Source organism: Streptomyces sp. XY006, from assembly GCF_002237655.1.
Lineage (GTDB): Bacteria > Actinomycetota > Actinomycetes > Streptomycetales > Streptomycetaceae > Streptomyces > Streptomyces levis.
Genome location: NZ_NOKT01000031.1, coordinates 16,643 through 30,927, shown reverse-complemented (window position 1 = coordinate 30,927; position 14,285 = coordinate 16,643). Strand labels below are relative to the sequence as shown.

The following is a 14,285-nucleotide window of genomic DNA, read 5'->3' as shown; positions in this document are numbered from 1 at the left end:
GAGGGGCCCTCGGACGAGGGCCCCTCTTCGCTGTCCGCTCGTTACGCGCCGAGCAGGGTCCGCACCCGGTCCTGCCCGACCGCGAGCAGCAGCGTGGGCAGCCGCGGCCCGGTGTCCCGGCCGACCAGCAGGTGGTACAGCAGCGCGAAGAAGGACCGCTGGGCGGTCTTGATCTCCGGCGGCAGCTCCTTCGGCGTGGCGTCGGCGGAGAAGCCGGCCTGCACCTTGGGCACGCCGTAGACGAGGTGGGTCAGCCCGTCGAGCGACCAGTGGTCGGCGAGTCCGTCGAGCAGCAGCCGCAGGGAGGCGCGGCCCTGCTCGTCGAGCGACTTCAGCAGCTCGGTGTCGGGCTCGTCGCGCACGATGGTGCGCTGGTCGGCGGGGACGTGGGTGTTGATCCAGGCCTCGGCCTTGTCGTACCGCGGGCGGGCCTCGTCGAGCGAGGTCAGCGGCTGGTCCGGGTCGAGTTCGCTGAGGATGCGCAGCGCCTGGTCCTCGTGCCCGGCGGTGATGTCCGCGACGGACGCGAGTGTCCGGTACGGCAGCGGCCGGGGCGTGCGCGGCAGCTCACCGGCGGCGGTGCGCACCGCGCGGGAGTGCGCGGCCACGTCGGCCGGCAGGGCGCTGCCGTCGGCGACCTTGGCGTCGAGCCGGTCCCACTCGTCGTAGAGCCGCTGGATCTCCTGGTCGAAGGCGACCTTGAAGGACTGGTTGGGCCGGCGGCGGGCGTAGAGCCAGCGCAGCAGCTGCGGCTCCATGATCTTCAGGGCGTCGGCCGGGGTGGGCACCCCGCCCTTGGAGGAGGACATCTTGGCCATGCCGGAGATGCCGACGAAGGCGTACATGGGGCCGATGGGCTGCTTGCCGCCGAAGATGCCGACGATCTGCCCGCCGACCTGGAACGACGAGCCCGGCGAGGAGTGGTCGACGCCGGAGGGCTCGAAGATCACGCCCTCGTACGCCCACCGCATGGGCCAGTCGACCTTCCAGACCAGCTTGCCGCGGTTGAACTCGTTCAGCCGGACCGTCTCCGAGAAGCCGCACGCCGTGCAGGCGTAGGTCAGCTCGGTGGAGTCGTCGTCGTAGGACGTGACGGTGGTGAGGTCCTTCTCGCAGTTGCCGCAGTACGGCTTGTACGGGAAGTACCCGGCGGAGCCGGAGCTGCCGTCGTCCTCGGCGGCGGCGCCGGAGCCCTCGGCGGCCTCCAGCTCGGCCTCGTCGACCGGCTTCTGCCCCTGCTGCTTCTTGGCCGGGGCCTTCTTGGTGCGGTACTGGTCGAGGATGGCGTCGATGTCGCCGCGGTGCTTCATGGCGTGCAGGATCTGCTCGCGGTACACACCGGAGGTGTACTGCTCGGTCTGGCTGATCCCGTCGAACTCGACGCCGAGCTCGGCCAGCGACTCGATCATCGCGGCCTTGAAGTGCTCGGCCCAGTTCGCGTGCGCGGAGCCCTTCGGCGCGGGCACGGACGTCAGCGGCTTGCCGATGTGCGCCTGCCACTCCTCCTCGTCCACTCCGGCGATGCCCTTGGGCACCTTGCGGTAGCGGTCGTAGTCGTCCCAGGAGATCAGGTGGCGCACCTGGTGGCCCCGGCGGCGGATCTCGTCGGCGACGAGGTGCGGGGTCATGACCTCGCGGAGGTTGCCGAGGTGGATGGGGCCCGACGGGGAGAGGCCGGACGCGACGACGACGGGTTTGCCCGGGGCCCGGCGCTCCGACTCCTCGATGACCTCATCCGCGAAACGGGAGACCCAGTCGGTGGTCTCGGTGCTCTGAGCCACGATCGGCACGTCCTTCTTTCTGCATCGGGCAGCCGGTACGGTCGCACGGCTGACCGCCCCATTGTCCCAGACCGGCCCGCGCCCGGAAAAACGGCTTTACCCCCGTGGGATACTGGCCGGGTCCATCGAATCCCCCAGGAGAACGGCACCCTCGCCCATGGCCTCGGTCACGTCCCTCAGCGACTCCGTCCACCAGCGCCTCGCGGCGGCCCTGTCGGCAGCTCTGCCGCAGGCCGGCTCCGCGGACCCGCTGCTGCGACGAAGCGACCGGGCGGACTTCCAGGCCAACGGGATCCTGGCCCTCGCCAAGAAGGAGAAGGCCAACCCGCGGGAGCTGGCGACGCAGGTCGTCGCGCAGGTGGAGTCGGGCGGGCTGCTCGAGGACATCGAGGTGTCCGGGCCGGGCTTCCTCAACATCACGGTCTCCGACCGGGCGATCACCGAGAACCTGTCCGCGCGGTACGCGGACGACACGGGCCGCCTCGGCGTGCCGCGGGCGGAGAACCCGGGCACGACGGTGATCGACTACGCGCAGCCGAACGTGGCGAAGGAGATGCACGTCGGTCACCTGCGGTCCGCCGTGATCGGCGACGCGGTGGTGCAGCTGCTGGAGTTCACGGGCGAGAACGTGGTCCGGCGTCACCACATCGGCGACTGGGGCACCCAGTTCGGCATGCTCATCCAGTACCTGGACGAGCACCCGCACGAGCTGGACCACGGGTCGGCCGAGGTGTCCGGCGAGGAGGCGATGTCGAACCTCGACCGCCTCTACAAGGCCTCCCGCAAGCTGTTCGACTCCGACGAGGAGTTCAAGACACGGGCCCGGCGCCGGGTGGTGGACCTCCAGGCGGGCGACGAGAAGACCCTCGCCATGTGGCAGAAGTTCGTCGACGAGTCGAAGATCTACTTCTTCTCCGTCTTCGAGAAGCTGGACATGGAGATCCGCGACGCGGACATCGTCGGCGAGTCCGGCTACAACGACATGCTCGCCGAGACCTGCCGCCTGCTGGAGGAGTCCGGGGTCGCGGTCCGCTCCGAGGGCGCGCTGTGCGTCTTCTTCGACGACATCAAGGGCCCCGACGGCAAGCCGGTCCCGCTGATCGTGCAGAAGTCGGACGGCGGCTACGGCTACGCGGCGACGGACCTGTCGGCGATCCGGGACCGCGTCTTCAACCTGAAGGCCGACTCCCTGATCTACGTGGTGGACGCCCGCCAGTCCCTGCACTTCAAGATGGTCTTCGAGACGGCCCGCAAGGCGGGCTGGCTCAACGACGACGTGAAGGCGTACCAGCTGGCCTTCGGCACGGTCCTCGGCAAGGACGGCAAGCCGTTCAAGACCCGTGAGGGCGAGACGGTCCGCCTGGTCGACCTGCTGGACGAGGCGATCGACCGCGCCTCGGCGGTGGTCCGGGAGAAGGCCCAGGACCTCTCCGAGGAGGAGATCGCCGAGCGGGGCGCCCAGGTGGGGGTCGGCGCGGTGAAGTACGCGGACCTGTCGACGTCGGCCAACCGGGACTACAAGTTCGACCTGGACCAGATGGTCTCGCTCAACGGCGACACGTCGGTCTACCTGCAGTACGCCTACGCCCGGATCCAGTCCATCCTGCGCAAGGCCGGCGAGGTGAGGCCCGCCGCCCACCCGGAGCTGGAGCTGCACGCGGCGGAGCGCGCCCTGGGCCTGCACCTGGACGCGTTCGCGGAGACGGTGACGGAGGCGGCGAGGGAGTACGCCCCGCACAAGATGACGGCGTACCTGTACCAACTGGCGTCGCTGTACACGACGTTCTACGACAAGTGCCCGGTGCTGAAGGCCGAGACGCCGCAGCAGGTCGAGAACCGCCTGTTCCTGTGCGACATCACGGCCCGCACGCTGCACCGGGGCATGTCCCTGCTGGGCATCCGGACGCCCGAGCGGCTCTGAGCCCGGACCCGGACGCACGGCCGGGACGCACGGCCGGGACCGGGACGCACGGCCGGACCGAGGGCGGCACTCCCCCGTGAGTGTCGCCCTCGGCGTTTTCAGGAGCCGTGGATCACCGGCAGTTCACCCACGTGTTGGACTTCATGTAGCGGCTCACGCTGCCGGTCTCCTTGTAGCCCCGCGGGACGATGCCGCTGGAACCGCCGTGGTTCTTCTCCGAGAACCACTTGAAGTCGCAGGACGCGCCGTGGTTGTACCAGGACTTGAAGTTCTGGAACACGGCGAACTGGGTCAGGTCCTTGTTGGTGCCGGCGACCTTCTGCATACGGCCCGTGTAGTTCTGCCCGGCCCAGACGCAGAACCAGCCCGACGGACAGTCCGAGGCGGCCTGCGGCGCGGCCGGTGCCGCACCGGCCGTACCCGCGGTGCCGGCCAGCAGACCGCCCGTCAGCGCGAGGCCCCCGGCCAGGACGGCGAACCTGTCGGTCATACGCATGGTGTGTCCCCCTTCGTGGTCGGCCGACCGCACCGGCCGGCTCGGGAACGAGACTGCGGCTCCCGGGCCCCGATCCGCCACCATCGCCCCGAAAGTGACGTCCTCGCGGGACGTCCCACACACTGACCTGCGGGGACGTCCTGCGCCGGGACGGTGCGGCGGGACGCTCACGGTGGGGCGTGGCCGAATCGGGAGGGGGCGGGCGGGGGCAACGGAACCGTTGTACGGGGCTCCGCGTGGATGCTGTTGCAGAATGCGGCGGTGAGGGACCGCTGACCACGGTCCGCGCGAACGCGAGTGGGGGAACATGTCGCGTTGGAAAGGGCTGCCCGAAGAACTCGACCCGCGGGTCCGCCAGTTGGTGGTGGGGCTGCGCCGGGTCAAGGACCGCAGCGGACTGAGCCTGCGCCGGCTGGCCGCGAAGACGGGCTACAGCACGTCGTCCTGGGAGCGGTACCTGTCCGGCAGGTCGCTGCCGTCCCGGGAGGCCGTCGAGGCGATCGCCCGGCTCGGCGGTGACGACCCGGTCCGGCTGCTGGCGCTGCACGAGGTCGCGGCCGAGGTGTGGGGCAGGACCCCGGACGTGACGCCGGAACCGCGCCCACCGGCGCCGGCGGACCCGGGGGCGGACTTGAAGGCGCACCCGCATATGGACTGGGAGCCGGGTCCGGAGGCGGGTCCGGCCGGGGCACACGGGCGGGCGCTGCGCGTCACGCTGGTCGCCGGTTCGGTCGCGCTGGTGCTGGCGGTCGCCGCGGCGGTCCTGCTGGCGGTGCGGCTCACGGACGGCGAGGAGCCGGTGGCGGCCGACCCGCCCACCGCCACGGTGTCGTCGGCCCCGGCAGCGGCCCGGGAGTCGCAACGCCCGGTGTACACCTGCCGCTCACAGCGGATCGACGGCCGGTGGTACGCGGGCAACAGCCGCACCGTGAAAGCCGTCCTGGCGAAGGGGCACGCGGGCCCGGAGGTCGCCGAGGCCCAGTGCCTGCTGCGGGAGGCGGGGCTTGCGCCGGGGGCCGTCGACGGCATCTTCGGCCCGCACACCGAACGCGCGGTCAGGGACCTGCAGAAGCGCTCCGGTCTGGTCGTGGACGGCATCATCGGCCCGCACACCTGGAAGGCGCTGCGGGAATGACACCGACCCCGCCGGCCGGGCTGCCCCCGGAGCGTGCCCGACTGGTGTGCAGGCTCCGGGAGTTGAAGGACGGCACGGGTCTGAGTCTGGCGGCCCTGGCGGACAGGACGACCTTCAGCAAGTCGTCCTGGGAGCGTTATCTCAACGGCAAGACGCTGCCGCCGGACCAGGCGGTACGGGAGTTGTGCCGGCTGGCGGGCGAGCCGGAGGGCCGGTGTCTGGCGCTGTGGGAGCTGGCGGAGTCGGAGTGGAGCGGGCGGGCCGCCGCGCCGCCGCCCGGCCCCGAGGCCCCCCGCGCGTCCCCGGCCGTGTCACAGCCGCCGGGCGCGCAGGTGGTCGCGCGGGGCGGACGGGCGGGCGGCCGGGGCCGGTTCATGGCGGTGCCGGCCGCGCTGTGCGCGCTGGCCGCCGGCGGTCTCGCGGTCGCCCTGGTGCTGCTCGCGGGCCAGTCCACGGAACCCCGCCCGCCGTCGCCGTCGCCGTCGGTCCCGGCGCCCCGCTGCCGGGGCAGCGCCTGCGAGGGCGGGAGCCCGATGCTCATGAAGTGCGGCACGGACCCGCTCACCCTCGCCTCGCACCGCACGGCCACGGGGGCCCACCTCGAACTGCGCTACAGCGCCAAGTGCGGGGCCGGCTGGGCGCGGATGTGGAGCACGCGCATCGGCGACCGCCTGGAGCTGAACGCGGCGGGTGCCGGCCGGCCGCACTCCGCCGAGATCACCGACGGTCTGGCCGCGCAGTCGTACGTCTACACGCCCATGACCGCGGCCCGTTCGGGCACGGTGCTGCGCGCCTGCTTCCACCCGGTGACGGGAGCCCGGGGCGAGTGCTTCGAGGCACGCCTGTGAGGACGGCCGGCCGCGTTGTCAGTGGCCGGCCCTACAGTCACCCCCATGGCGACTCTCCCGAACCCCCTGCCCACCCTGGCGGCGGACCCCGGCGGCCGCGCGCTCGGACTGCGGCTGCCCGCCGGTGCGTTCGTCGACACCACGGCCGAGGGGCCCTGGCACGAGCCGTTGCTGTGGTGCGCGCGGGAGCGGGCCCGGCCGGGTGACTGGCGGGAGCTGGAGCCGGCCCGGCGCAAGGGTCTGCTGCCGGTCGTACTCGACGTCGGCGGCGGCCACGGCGGCCCGGACCGCTGGGAGCTGGCCCCCGCGGACATGTCGTACCCGGGGGACCACGACGCCGGGGAGGTCCTCGCGGAGTACTGGCAGGAGCACGCGGCGGACGGCGCCCCCTGGCCGGGCGCCGACACCGCGCCCCCGGCGGGACGGGACCCGGACACGGTGGCCGCCGACGTCGCGGAGGCCCTGCTGGACGCGGGCGGCCCCCTGAAGGACCCGCGCCTGGCCCTCGTCCCGGCCCGCCGCAGCGCCGACATCCCGGCGGCGATCGGCTGGACCGGCGCGGTGCACCACGAGGGCGACGCGGCCCGGCTCGGCGCGGTCCTGCGCGACTGGGAGGACCGCTTCGGCATACGCGTCACGGCGCTCGGCTTCGACCATCTGCTGGTGTCGGTCGCCGCCCCGCCGGTCACGCTCGCCGACGCGGAGGCCGTCGCCGCCGAGCACGTCGCGTTCTGCCCGGACACCATCCGGCACGGCAGGCAGCCGTCCCTGCGGGCCTACGCCGAGCAGCAGGTCCTCGGCGGCCGGACCTGGCACTTCTGGTGGGACTGACCGCCGGGTCCTAGACCTCCGCCGCACCCTCCCGCAGCCCCTCGCCCAGCCTGCGCAGCCCTTCGCCGATCTCCTCCGGGGTCTGCGTGACGAAGCACAGCCGCAGGGTCCTCCGGTCGGGCCGGCCCGCGTGGAAGGGGGCGCCCGGGACGTAGGCCACGTCGTGCCGCACCACGCGCGGCAGCAGCGCGGTCGTGTCGTACGGCTCCGGCAGCCGCGCCCAGAGGAACATGCCGCCCTCGGGCCGGTCCCAGGCCGAGCCCTCGGGCAGCGCCCCGGCCAGCCCGGCGAGCATGGCGTCACGGCGTGCGCGGTAGACCCCGGCGACGCGCCTGACGTGGGCGTCCAGGTCGTGGTCGGCGAGGTAGCGGGCGGCGGCGAGCTGGTTGACGGTCGGGGTGTGCAGGTCGGCGGCCTGCTTGGCGACGGCACAGGCCCGCCGCAGCTCCGCGGGCGCCCGCAGCCAGCCCAGCCGCAGCCCGGGCGCCATCACCTTGGAGAAGCTGCCCAGCAGCACCGTGCGGTCCTCGGCGCCCGGCCGGGAGGCGATCCAGGGCAGGCGTTCGCCCTCGTAGCGCAGCTCGCCGTAGGGGTCGTCCTCGACGATCCACAGCCCGCGCCGGGCGGCGACGGCGGCCACGGCCGCGCGCCGGTCGGCGGGCAGCGTACGGCCGGTGGGGTTCTGGAAGGTGGGCACGGTGTAGAGCAGCTTGGGCCGCTCGCGCACCACCAGTTCCTCCAGCGCCTCGGGGTCGAGCCCGTGCTCGTCGCCGGGCACGGGCACGATCCGGGCTCCGGCGAACCCGAAGGCCTGCAGCGCCGCCAGATAGCAGGGGTTCTCGACGAGGACGGTGTCCCCGGGTTCGAGCAGGGCCGTGGCCAGCAGCGAGAGGGCCTGCTGGGAGCCGGTGGTGACGAGCAGGTCGTCGGGTCCGGTGGGCAGCCCGCGGGCGGTGGTGCGGGCGGCCAGGGCGGCCCGCAGCGCGGGATCGCCCTCGGTCGTGGAGTACTGCAGCGCCCGCGCGGGCTGCTCGGCCAGCACCGCCCGGTAGGAGTCGGCGATGCCCTCCGCGTCGAACAGCTCCGGCGCCGGCAGCCCGCCCGCGAAGTTGATCACTTCCGGGCGCGCGGTGACGGCGAGGATGTCCCGCACGGGAGAACCACCGACCACCCGCGCCCGCCCGGCCAGCGGCGGCACGGGCGAGTGGACGGGAACGCTCTCGGCGACGGTCATGACACGGCTCCTTCGACAGCGGCGACGACGTGCCCGCAGCCTAGGGACATACATGCTGCCTACAAGCAGACTTCCGGAATACGGACAGCCACCCGGCCGCCGGTCCGCCGGACCTCCGCGCCCGTACGCTCTTCCGTCGACAGCCGCCGCACGGAGAGAGCCGCATGCCAACGCCCGCGAACCCACGCGCCCTCGGCACCACCGCCCGCACGGCCGACCGGGCCGGTCACCCATCTCCTCGACGCCGAACGCGCCCCCTCCACTGGCTCCTGTTCACCAGCGCGTGCACAGCGGCCTCGGTGTCCCTGGCATGGCTCGCCCCGACCCTCCCCCTGCCACCCTTCTCACGTGCCCCGGCCTTCCTCACCTCAGTGCTGGCGATCCCCCTGGCCCTCGTCGTCGTCCCCTGCGTACTGCTCCGCCGCATCAGGCACAGAAAGCCCCCCAAACTCGCCATCGGAGCCCTCGTCATCACCCTGCCCGCCGCCATCGTGCTGGCGGTCGTCACCCGGGAGGCGGCCGAGGAACGGGGGCTGCAGGAACGCGGCCGGTGGACCGAGGCCGTTGTGGTCGACGTCGACAACGGCAAGACCGACGAGTGCGCGCTGCGCACCCGCGACGGCCGGGAGATCTCCCCTCCGCTGACGGACGGCTGCGACCCCGGGCGGCTTGAGCCGGGCGACCGGCTGCGCGTGCTGTACGACCCCCGGGGAATGGCCGGTCCGCTGGAGGACGAGGGCGACGGGGTGGGCCTGGACCCCGGCGCGTACACCGGGGTGATCGGTGGCCTGGCGGCGTTGACCGTCGTGGCCGGTGCATGGGGCTGCGCGCGGCTGAGCCGGGGCGACGCCTAGGCGCCCCTCGTCCCCCCAAGTCCCGGCTACTGACGGCCTGTTCGAGGTCCGGACCTGGGCGTCAGGACGACGACTCGGTCGTGCCGGCCTTCACCCACTTCTCGCCGCCCAGCGGGAACTCGTACGCCGGTCGCCCGTTGTTGCCGCTCGTACGGAACGGCCGGCCCCGGTCGTCCACGGTCAGCGTGCCCTGCCGGCTGCCGCTGGACCACCGCAACTCCAGGTACCAGCTGACGTCGTAGGCGGAGGCGTCGGCGCTGATGTAGTAGACCTCCGGGTCGGACTCGCTCACCTTGAACGGGAAGTCGTCGTGGCCCGCCTCCGGCACCACGGCCGGCCGCGCCGCGTCGAGGGCGACCGTGAAGTACCGGGTCGGCACCCCGCCGCCGCAGCCCACGCCCGGATAGCCCATGGCATAGTCGTTCCAGGCGAGCGGCGCGCGCTTGCCGGCCATCCGGACCGTCAGCCCCTTGAGGACCACCGTCTCGTCCCCGGTGCCCTGCACGGTGATCTTCAGCAGCTGCTGCCCCGACGGAACGGCGTCCATCGCCGCCACCCAGCCCGGCGCGTCCTGCTCCAGCGGCGGCGGCACCACACGGCCCGGCGGCAGATTCACCAGGTAGCGCTGGGAGCAGGGGCTCTCCCAGGCATGCGGCTCGGTGTCCACGGTCAGCGGAGCCGGGCCGGCGGCGGGGGCGGCGTCCCGGCCGGGACGGTCCGTGCCGGTGGCCGAGGCGGAGGGAGCGGCGGACGCTGCGGCCCGCTTCCCCTTGTCCTTCCCCTCCTCCTTGCTCTGCCCGGACGGTGAGGCCGAACGGCCCGAGGGCGACACGGAGACGGCCGCGGGGCCGTCGCGCCGCGCATCCCGGTCCGACGCGGCCGCCGGACCGCTCCGCCCGTCGCCGTCGGTCCCCCCGGACGGCACGGCCACGGCGAGCCCGACCCCGCCGAGTACGACGGCCAGCGCGACACCGGCGAGGACGGCGGGCCGCGGCCGACGCGCACGACGGCCGACGGGCGGGGCCGAGAGCACCTCCACCGGCCTCTCCGCCGGCCCCTCACCCCCGGCCTCTCCGCCCGCTACGCCCTCGCCCGCAGCACCCTCCCCCGCAGCTCCCTCGCTCACAGCGCCCTCGCCCGAACCCTTGGGCGAACCCTCGGGCGCGGCACTGCCCGGCTCCGCACCACCCGAACCCGGCCCCTCAGACCCCTCGCCCGCAAGGGACTTGGACGCGTCAGGCCCCGCTCCCCCCTTGCGCCCACGCCCCGCATCCGCCAGCACCCACCGCCGGTGCAGCTCCACCAGCTCCGCGGGCGACGCCTTGCACAGCCGGGCGAGCCGCTCCACGGGCGCGTAGTCGGCCGGTACGGCGTCCCCGTTGCAGTACCGGTGCAGCGTCGACGTGCTCATGTGCAGCCGCTTGGCGAGCACCCCGTAGCTCAGCCCGGAGCGCTCCTTCAACTCCCGCAGCAACGCCGCGAATTCCCCCGCTGCCGTGCTCTCCGACACCGTTCCTCCCGCCCCCGTGTCCCGTTCCGCCGTTCCAGGGAACGGTCGTTTTCCCTGGTCAAACCCCGTGCGGGCGTTCCAGCGTCCCTGATGGCCCGCCGAGTGTGGCGGCCGGGACGGATCACCCCACAAGCTCTGGTCATCCAAGCACGCCGCTCCCGGCCCGCCGGTCGAGCGACCCGCCTGGGCCTTCTTCCCAACCGCCTTTGTCCGAAAGGAACCCAGCCATGCGCAAGTACCACGCCCTGCCCGTCGCCCTCCTGGCCGCCCTCGCCCTCACGGCATGCGAGGACGGCACGGGCACGCAGAACGAGGGTGCGGCGGCGAGCGCGTCGGTCACGCCCGGCGCGAGCGGCACCGGGGACCGGCCCGCCGCCGAGCCCACGAAGAACACCGGGAACGCCCAGGACCCGCAGCAGGCCTCCAAGGGCACCACGAACACGAACGGCACCACCGGCACCACGAACAGCACCACGGGCGACACCACCGGCACCACCGGCAAGGGCTCCGGGAAGGCCGGAAAGCCGGCCGAGCGGACGCGCGTCTCCTGCAACGGCTCCAACACCACCGTCACGGCCCGGCCGGTGCCCCGCCCGCTCAACCACATGCTGATCACGGTCAGGAACACCGGCTCGGCGACCTGCGACCTCACCTACTACCCGGTGCTCCGCTTCGACGAGATGCAGTGGGCCCCGCAGGCGATCGAGGACTCCAAGCCGCAGGCGGTGACGACCCTGGCCCCCGGCGAGTCCGGCTACGCGGGCGTGGCGCTGTCGGCGGCCGACGGCAGCGGCGAGGCCGGCACGACCGGCCGCAAGCTCGCGGTCGGCTTCCAGGGCCGCACGCCGAACAGCAGCGGCGGCCCCTCCGCGCTCCCGGCCCTGCCGGCCAAGGGCGTGTACTACGACAGCACCCTGCGCGTCACGTACTGGCTGCACGACATGGACCAGGCCCTGTCCTACTGAGCCCGGCCCCGCAGCTCACCGCCCTACTGATCCCTCAGCTTCTGGGCCACCTCGGTGGCCCAGTAGGTGAGGATGTTCCGCGCCCCGGCCCGCCGGATGCCGGTCAGGGTCTCGAGGATCGCCCGGTCGCGGTCGATCCAGCCCTTCTCGGCGGCGGCCTCGATCATCGAGTACTCACCGGAGATCTGGTAGGCGGCGACGGGCACGTCCACGGCGTCCGCGACCCGGGCGAGGATGTCCAGGTAGGGCCCGGCCGGCTTGACCATCACCATGTCGGCGCCCTCCTCCAGGTCGAGGGCGAGCTCGCGCAGGGACTCGCGCGCGTTGGCGGGGTCCTGCTGGTAGGTCTTGCGGTCTCCCCGGAGAGAGGAGCCGACGGCCTCGCGGAAGGGCCCGTAGAAGGCGGAGGCGTACTTCGCGGTGTAGGCGAGGATGGCGACGTCCTCGCGCCCGATCTGGTCGAGGGCGTCGCGGATGACGCCGATCTGGCCGTCCATCATGCCGCTGGGGCCGACCACGTGGGCGCCGGCGTCGGCCTGCACCTGGGCCATCTCGGCGTACCGCTCCAGGGTCGCGTCGTTGTCGACCCGCCCCTGCGCGTCGAGCACCCCGCAGTGGCCGTGGTCGGTCGTCTCGTCGAGGCACAGGTCGGACATGACGAGCAGTTCGTCGCCGACCTCGGCCCGCACGTCCCGCAGGGCGACCTGGAGGATTCCGTCCGGATCGGTCCCCGGCGTCCCGAGCGCGTCCTTCTTCGACTCCTCCGGCACGCCGAACAGCATGATCCCGGAGATCCCGGCCGCGACCGCCTCGGCGGCCGCCTTCTTCAGACTGTCCCGCGTGTGCTGCACGACCCCGGGCATGGCCGCGATCGGCACCGGCTCGCTGACGCCCTCGCGCACGAACGCGGGAAGGATGAGGTCGGCGGGGTGCAACCGGGTCTCGGCGACCATCCGACGCATCACGGGGTTGCTCCGCAGCCGCCGCGGCCGCGTACCGGGAAATGATCCGTACGTCGTCATGCCCTCTACGCTACGCCCGCCCCATACGTCCCGATGCCGACGCGGTGTCGGAGCCCGGCGGCCCGCGCACCGCACCAGGAGCCCCGCATCCCGCGATGCGCCCGCCACCCCCGAGGTCCATCCTGAAAACAGCGAACACAAGGACCCCGACGGCCCGTCCCCCTCTCCTCGCCGCCGCCGTCCCTCCGTACCCGCCCCCACGGAGGACGCGATGACCGCCCCCCACCACACCCCCGACCTCTTCGCCCTCTCGGAGATCTCCGGCCCCGTCCTGCGCCCCGGCGACGACGCCTGCGCCGACGAGGTCACCGGTTTCAACCTGGCCTCCCTCCACACCCCGGACGTCGTCGTGGGAGCCACCGGCACCGACGACGTCGTCGCCGCGATGCGCTGGGCCCACGCCACCCACACCCCCGTCGCCGTCCAGGCCACCGGCCACGGCGCCAACTTCCCCATCGAGCACGGCCTGTTGATCACCACGTCCCGTATGACGGACGTCCAGGTCGACCCCGCCACCCGCACCGCCAGGATCGCCGCGGGCGCGAAGTGGAGCCATGTGACGGCGGCCTGCGCGCCCCACGGCCTGGCCGGCCTGTGCGGCACCTCCACCGACGCGGGCGTCGTCGGCTACGCCCTCGGAGGGGGACTCCCGGTCCTGGGCCGGGCCTACGGCTACGCCGCCGACCTGGTCCGCTCCTTCCAGGTGGTCACCCCGGACGGAGTCCTGCGCGAGGCGGACCCCCGCCACGAGCCGGAACTGTTCTGGGCCCTGCGCGGCGGCAAGGGCAACGTGGGCGTGGTGACCTCACTGGTCACCGAACTGCTCCCGCTGCCCCGCCTCTACGGCGGCGGCCTGCACTGGCACGCCGAACACACCGAGGCCCTGCTGCACGCCTGGTCGGACTGGACCCGCACGGTCCCGGACGAGATGTGCAGCATGTTCTCGGTACTCCGCCTGCCGCCCATCCCCCAGATCCCGGAGCCCCTGCGCGGCGGCTTCTGGGCCCGGGTCGCGATCGCCTGGCCGGGCGACACGGCCGAGGGCGAAGCGCTGATCGCCCCGCTGCGCCGCGCGGCACCGGTCGCCGTCGACCTGGTGGAGGAGATGGAGTACGCGGCCCTGGACCGCATCCACATGGAGCCCCAGGACCCGCTCCCCGCACGGGAGTGCTGCATGCTCCTGCGCGACCTGCCGCCCGACGCCCTGAGGGCGTTCCTGGAGCAGGTCGGCCCGGCCGTCGGCGCGGACCACCCGCTGCTGGTGGCCTCGCTGCGGCACATGGGCGGGGCACTGGCCCGCCCGGCCCCCGTCGAGGACGCCGTCTGCGCCCGTGACGCCCGGTACTTCATGGAGTCGGTCGGGATCATGCCCGCGCCGCCCGTGGCGGAGGCCGTCGAACAGGCGACCCGCCGCCTGTACGCGGCCATGGCCCCCTACGGCACCGGCCGCACCATGGTCAACATCCACGGCACACCCGGCGACGAACAGGACATCGCCCGCGCCTGGACCCCGGAGGTCTACGCCCGCCTACGCCACGACAAGGCCACGTACGACCCGGACAACCTCCTACGCTACGGCCACGCGATAACCCCCGCGTAACCACAACCACCCCAAGCCCCCACCCGACCCGCCACTCCGGCGGGGACGCCCGGCCGGGTAGTCAGCCCGGCCGGATCGCCGCTCCGGT

Annotated in this window: 12 protein-coding genes; 7 read left to right on the top strand and 5 right to left on the bottom strand. The window is 73.3% G+C overall.

Going from position 1 to position 14,285, the window contains the following annotated elements; translation table 11 throughout:
- Positions 1-41: 41 nt before the first annotated feature.
- Positions 42-1,790, bottom strand: coding sequence for a lysine--tRNA ligase (gene lysS / locus CHR28_RS29925; protein WP_094056838.1), 1,749 nt, complete (start codon positions 1,788-1,790; stop codon positions 42-44).
- A 148-nt stretch (positions 1,791-1,938) separates the two neighbouring features.
- On the opposite strand from lysS, the gene argS reads away from it, so the two are divergent.
- Positions 1,939-3,702 (top strand): arginine--tRNA ligase, encoded by a 1,764-nt coding sequence (gene argS / locus CHR28_RS29920; protein WP_094056837.1) that lies wholly within the window; start codon positions 1,939-1,941, stop codon positions 3,700-3,702.
- 112 nt (positions 3,703-3,814) lie between these two features.
- Here argS and CHR28_RS29915 read toward each other — a convergent pair whose 3' ends face one another.
- Entirely contained in the window at positions 3,815-4,192 is a 378-nt protein-coding gene (locus tag CHR28_RS29915) for a peptidase inhibitor family I36 protein (protein ID WP_256984490.1), read from the bottom strand.
- A gap of 313 nt (positions 4,193-4,505) precedes the next feature.
- On the opposite strand from CHR28_RS29915, the gene CHR28_RS29910 reads away from it, so the two are divergent.
- Genes CHR28_RS29910 through CHR28_RS29900 form a run of 3 tightly spaced genes read left to right on the top strand, consistent with a single transcriptional unit; the run spans position 4,506 to position 7,012 of the window.
- Entirely contained in the window at positions 4,506-5,333 is an 828-nt protein-coding gene (locus CHR28_RS29910) for a peptidoglycan-binding protein (protein WP_094056835.1), read from the top strand.
- A complete protein-coding gene (locus CHR28_RS29905) occupies positions 5,330-6,181 on the top strand; it encodes a helix-turn-helix domain-containing protein (RefSeq protein WP_094056834.1) in 852 nt (283 codons plus the stop codon). The genes CHR28_RS29910 and CHR28_RS29905 overlap by 4 nt, the downstream gene beginning before the upstream one ends.
- A gap of 45 nt (positions 6,182-6,226) precedes the next feature.
- Positions 6,227-7,012, top strand: a complete 786-nt coding sequence (locus CHR28_RS29900) for a DUF4253 domain-containing protein (protein WP_094056833.1) — start codon at positions 6,227-6,229, stop codon at positions 7,010-7,012.
- Between the two features lie 10 nt (positions 7,013-7,022).
- On the opposite strand, the gene CHR28_RS29895 is transcribed toward CHR28_RS29900, so the two are convergent.
- A complete protein-coding gene (locus CHR28_RS29895) occupies positions 7,023-8,246 on the bottom strand; it encodes an aminotransferase-like domain-containing protein (RefSeq protein ID WP_094056832.1) in 1,224 nt (407 codons plus the stop codon).
- A gap of 371 nt (positions 8,247-8,617) precedes the next feature.
- Between CHR28_RS29895 and CHR28_RS29890 the strand changes: the two genes are divergently transcribed.
- Positions 8,618-9,100 (top strand): hypothetical protein, encoded by a 483-nt coding sequence (locus tag CHR28_RS29890; RefSeq protein ID WP_094056831.1) that lies wholly within the window; start codon positions 8,618-8,620, stop codon positions 9,098-9,100.
- Between the two features lie 61 nt (positions 9,101-9,161).
- Here CHR28_RS29890 and CHR28_RS29885 read toward each other — a convergent pair whose 3' ends face one another.
- The gene (locus tag CHR28_RS29885; protein ID WP_094056830.1) at positions 9,162-10,610 is read right to left on the bottom strand and encodes a helix-turn-helix domain-containing protein; all 1,449 of its coding nucleotides are present in this window, start codon (positions 10,608-10,610) and stop codon (positions 9,162-9,164) included.
- A 227-nt stretch (positions 10,611-10,837) separates the two neighbouring features.
- Between CHR28_RS29885 and CHR28_RS29880 the strand changes: the two genes are divergently transcribed.
- The gene (locus CHR28_RS29880) at positions 10,838-11,575 is read left to right on the top strand and encodes a DUF4232 domain-containing protein (RefSeq protein WP_094056829.1); all 738 of its coding nucleotides are present in this window, start codon (positions 10,838-10,840) and stop codon (positions 11,573-11,575) included.
- Positions 11,576-11,598: 23 nt separating this feature from the next.
- Here the strand turns inward: CHR28_RS29880 and hemB are convergent, their stop codons facing one another.
- Positions 11,599-12,597 carry a porphobilinogen synthase gene (hemB, locus tag CHR28_RS29875; RefSeq protein WP_094056828.1) on the bottom strand — a complete coding sequence of 333 codons (999 nt, stop codon included), beginning with the start codon at positions 12,595-12,597 and terminating at the stop codon, positions 11,599-11,601.
- Positions 12,598-12,808: 211 nt separating this feature from the next.
- Between hemB and CHR28_RS29870 the strand changes: the two genes are divergently transcribed.
- Entirely contained in the window at positions 12,809-14,197 is a 1,389-nt protein-coding gene (locus tag CHR28_RS29870; protein WP_094056827.1) for an FAD-binding oxidoreductase, read from the top strand.
- Positions 14,198-14,285 lie beyond the last annotated feature (88 nt).

What these genes read in the sequence shown, in the direction of transcription:
- CHR28_RS29900 (WP_094056833.1), top strand. Translation starts at nt 6,227, where the DNA reads ATGGCGACTCTCCCGAACCCCCTGCCCACCCTGGCGGCGGACCCCGGC.
- CHR28_RS29895 (WP_094056832.1), bottom strand. Translation starts at nt 8,246, where the DNA reads ATGACCGTCGCCGAGAGCGTTCCCGTCCACTCGCCCGTGCCGCCGCTG.
- CHR28_RS29870 (WP_094056827.1), top strand. Translation starts at nt 12,809, where the DNA reads ATGACCGCCCCCCACCACACCCCCGACCTCTTCGCCCTCTCGGAGATC.
- CHR28_RS29910 (WP_094056835.1), top strand. Translation starts at nt 4,506, where the DNA reads ATGTCGCGTTGGAAAGGGCTGCCCGAAGAACTCGACCCGCGGGTCCGC.
- argS (WP_094056837.1), top strand. Translation starts at nt 1,939, where the DNA reads ATGGCCTCGGTCACGTCCCTCAGCGACTCCGTCCACCAGCGCCTCGCG.
- CHR28_RS29905 (WP_094056834.1), top strand. Translation starts at nt 5,330, where the DNA reads ATGACACCGACCCCGCCGGCCGGGCTGCCCCCGGAGCGTGCCCGACTG.
- CHR28_RS29915 (WP_256984490.1), bottom strand. Translation starts at nt 4,192, where the DNA reads ATGACCGACAGGTTCGCCGTCCTGGCCGGGGGCCTCGCGCTGACGGGC.
- CHR28_RS29880 (WP_094056829.1), top strand. Translation starts at nt 10,838, where the DNA reads ATGCGCAAGTACCACGCCCTGCCCGTCGCCCTCCTGGCCGCCCTCGCC.
- hemB (WP_094056828.1), bottom strand. Translation starts at nt 12,597, where the DNA reads ATGACGACGTACGGATCATTTCCCGGTACGCGGCCGCGGCGGCTGCGG.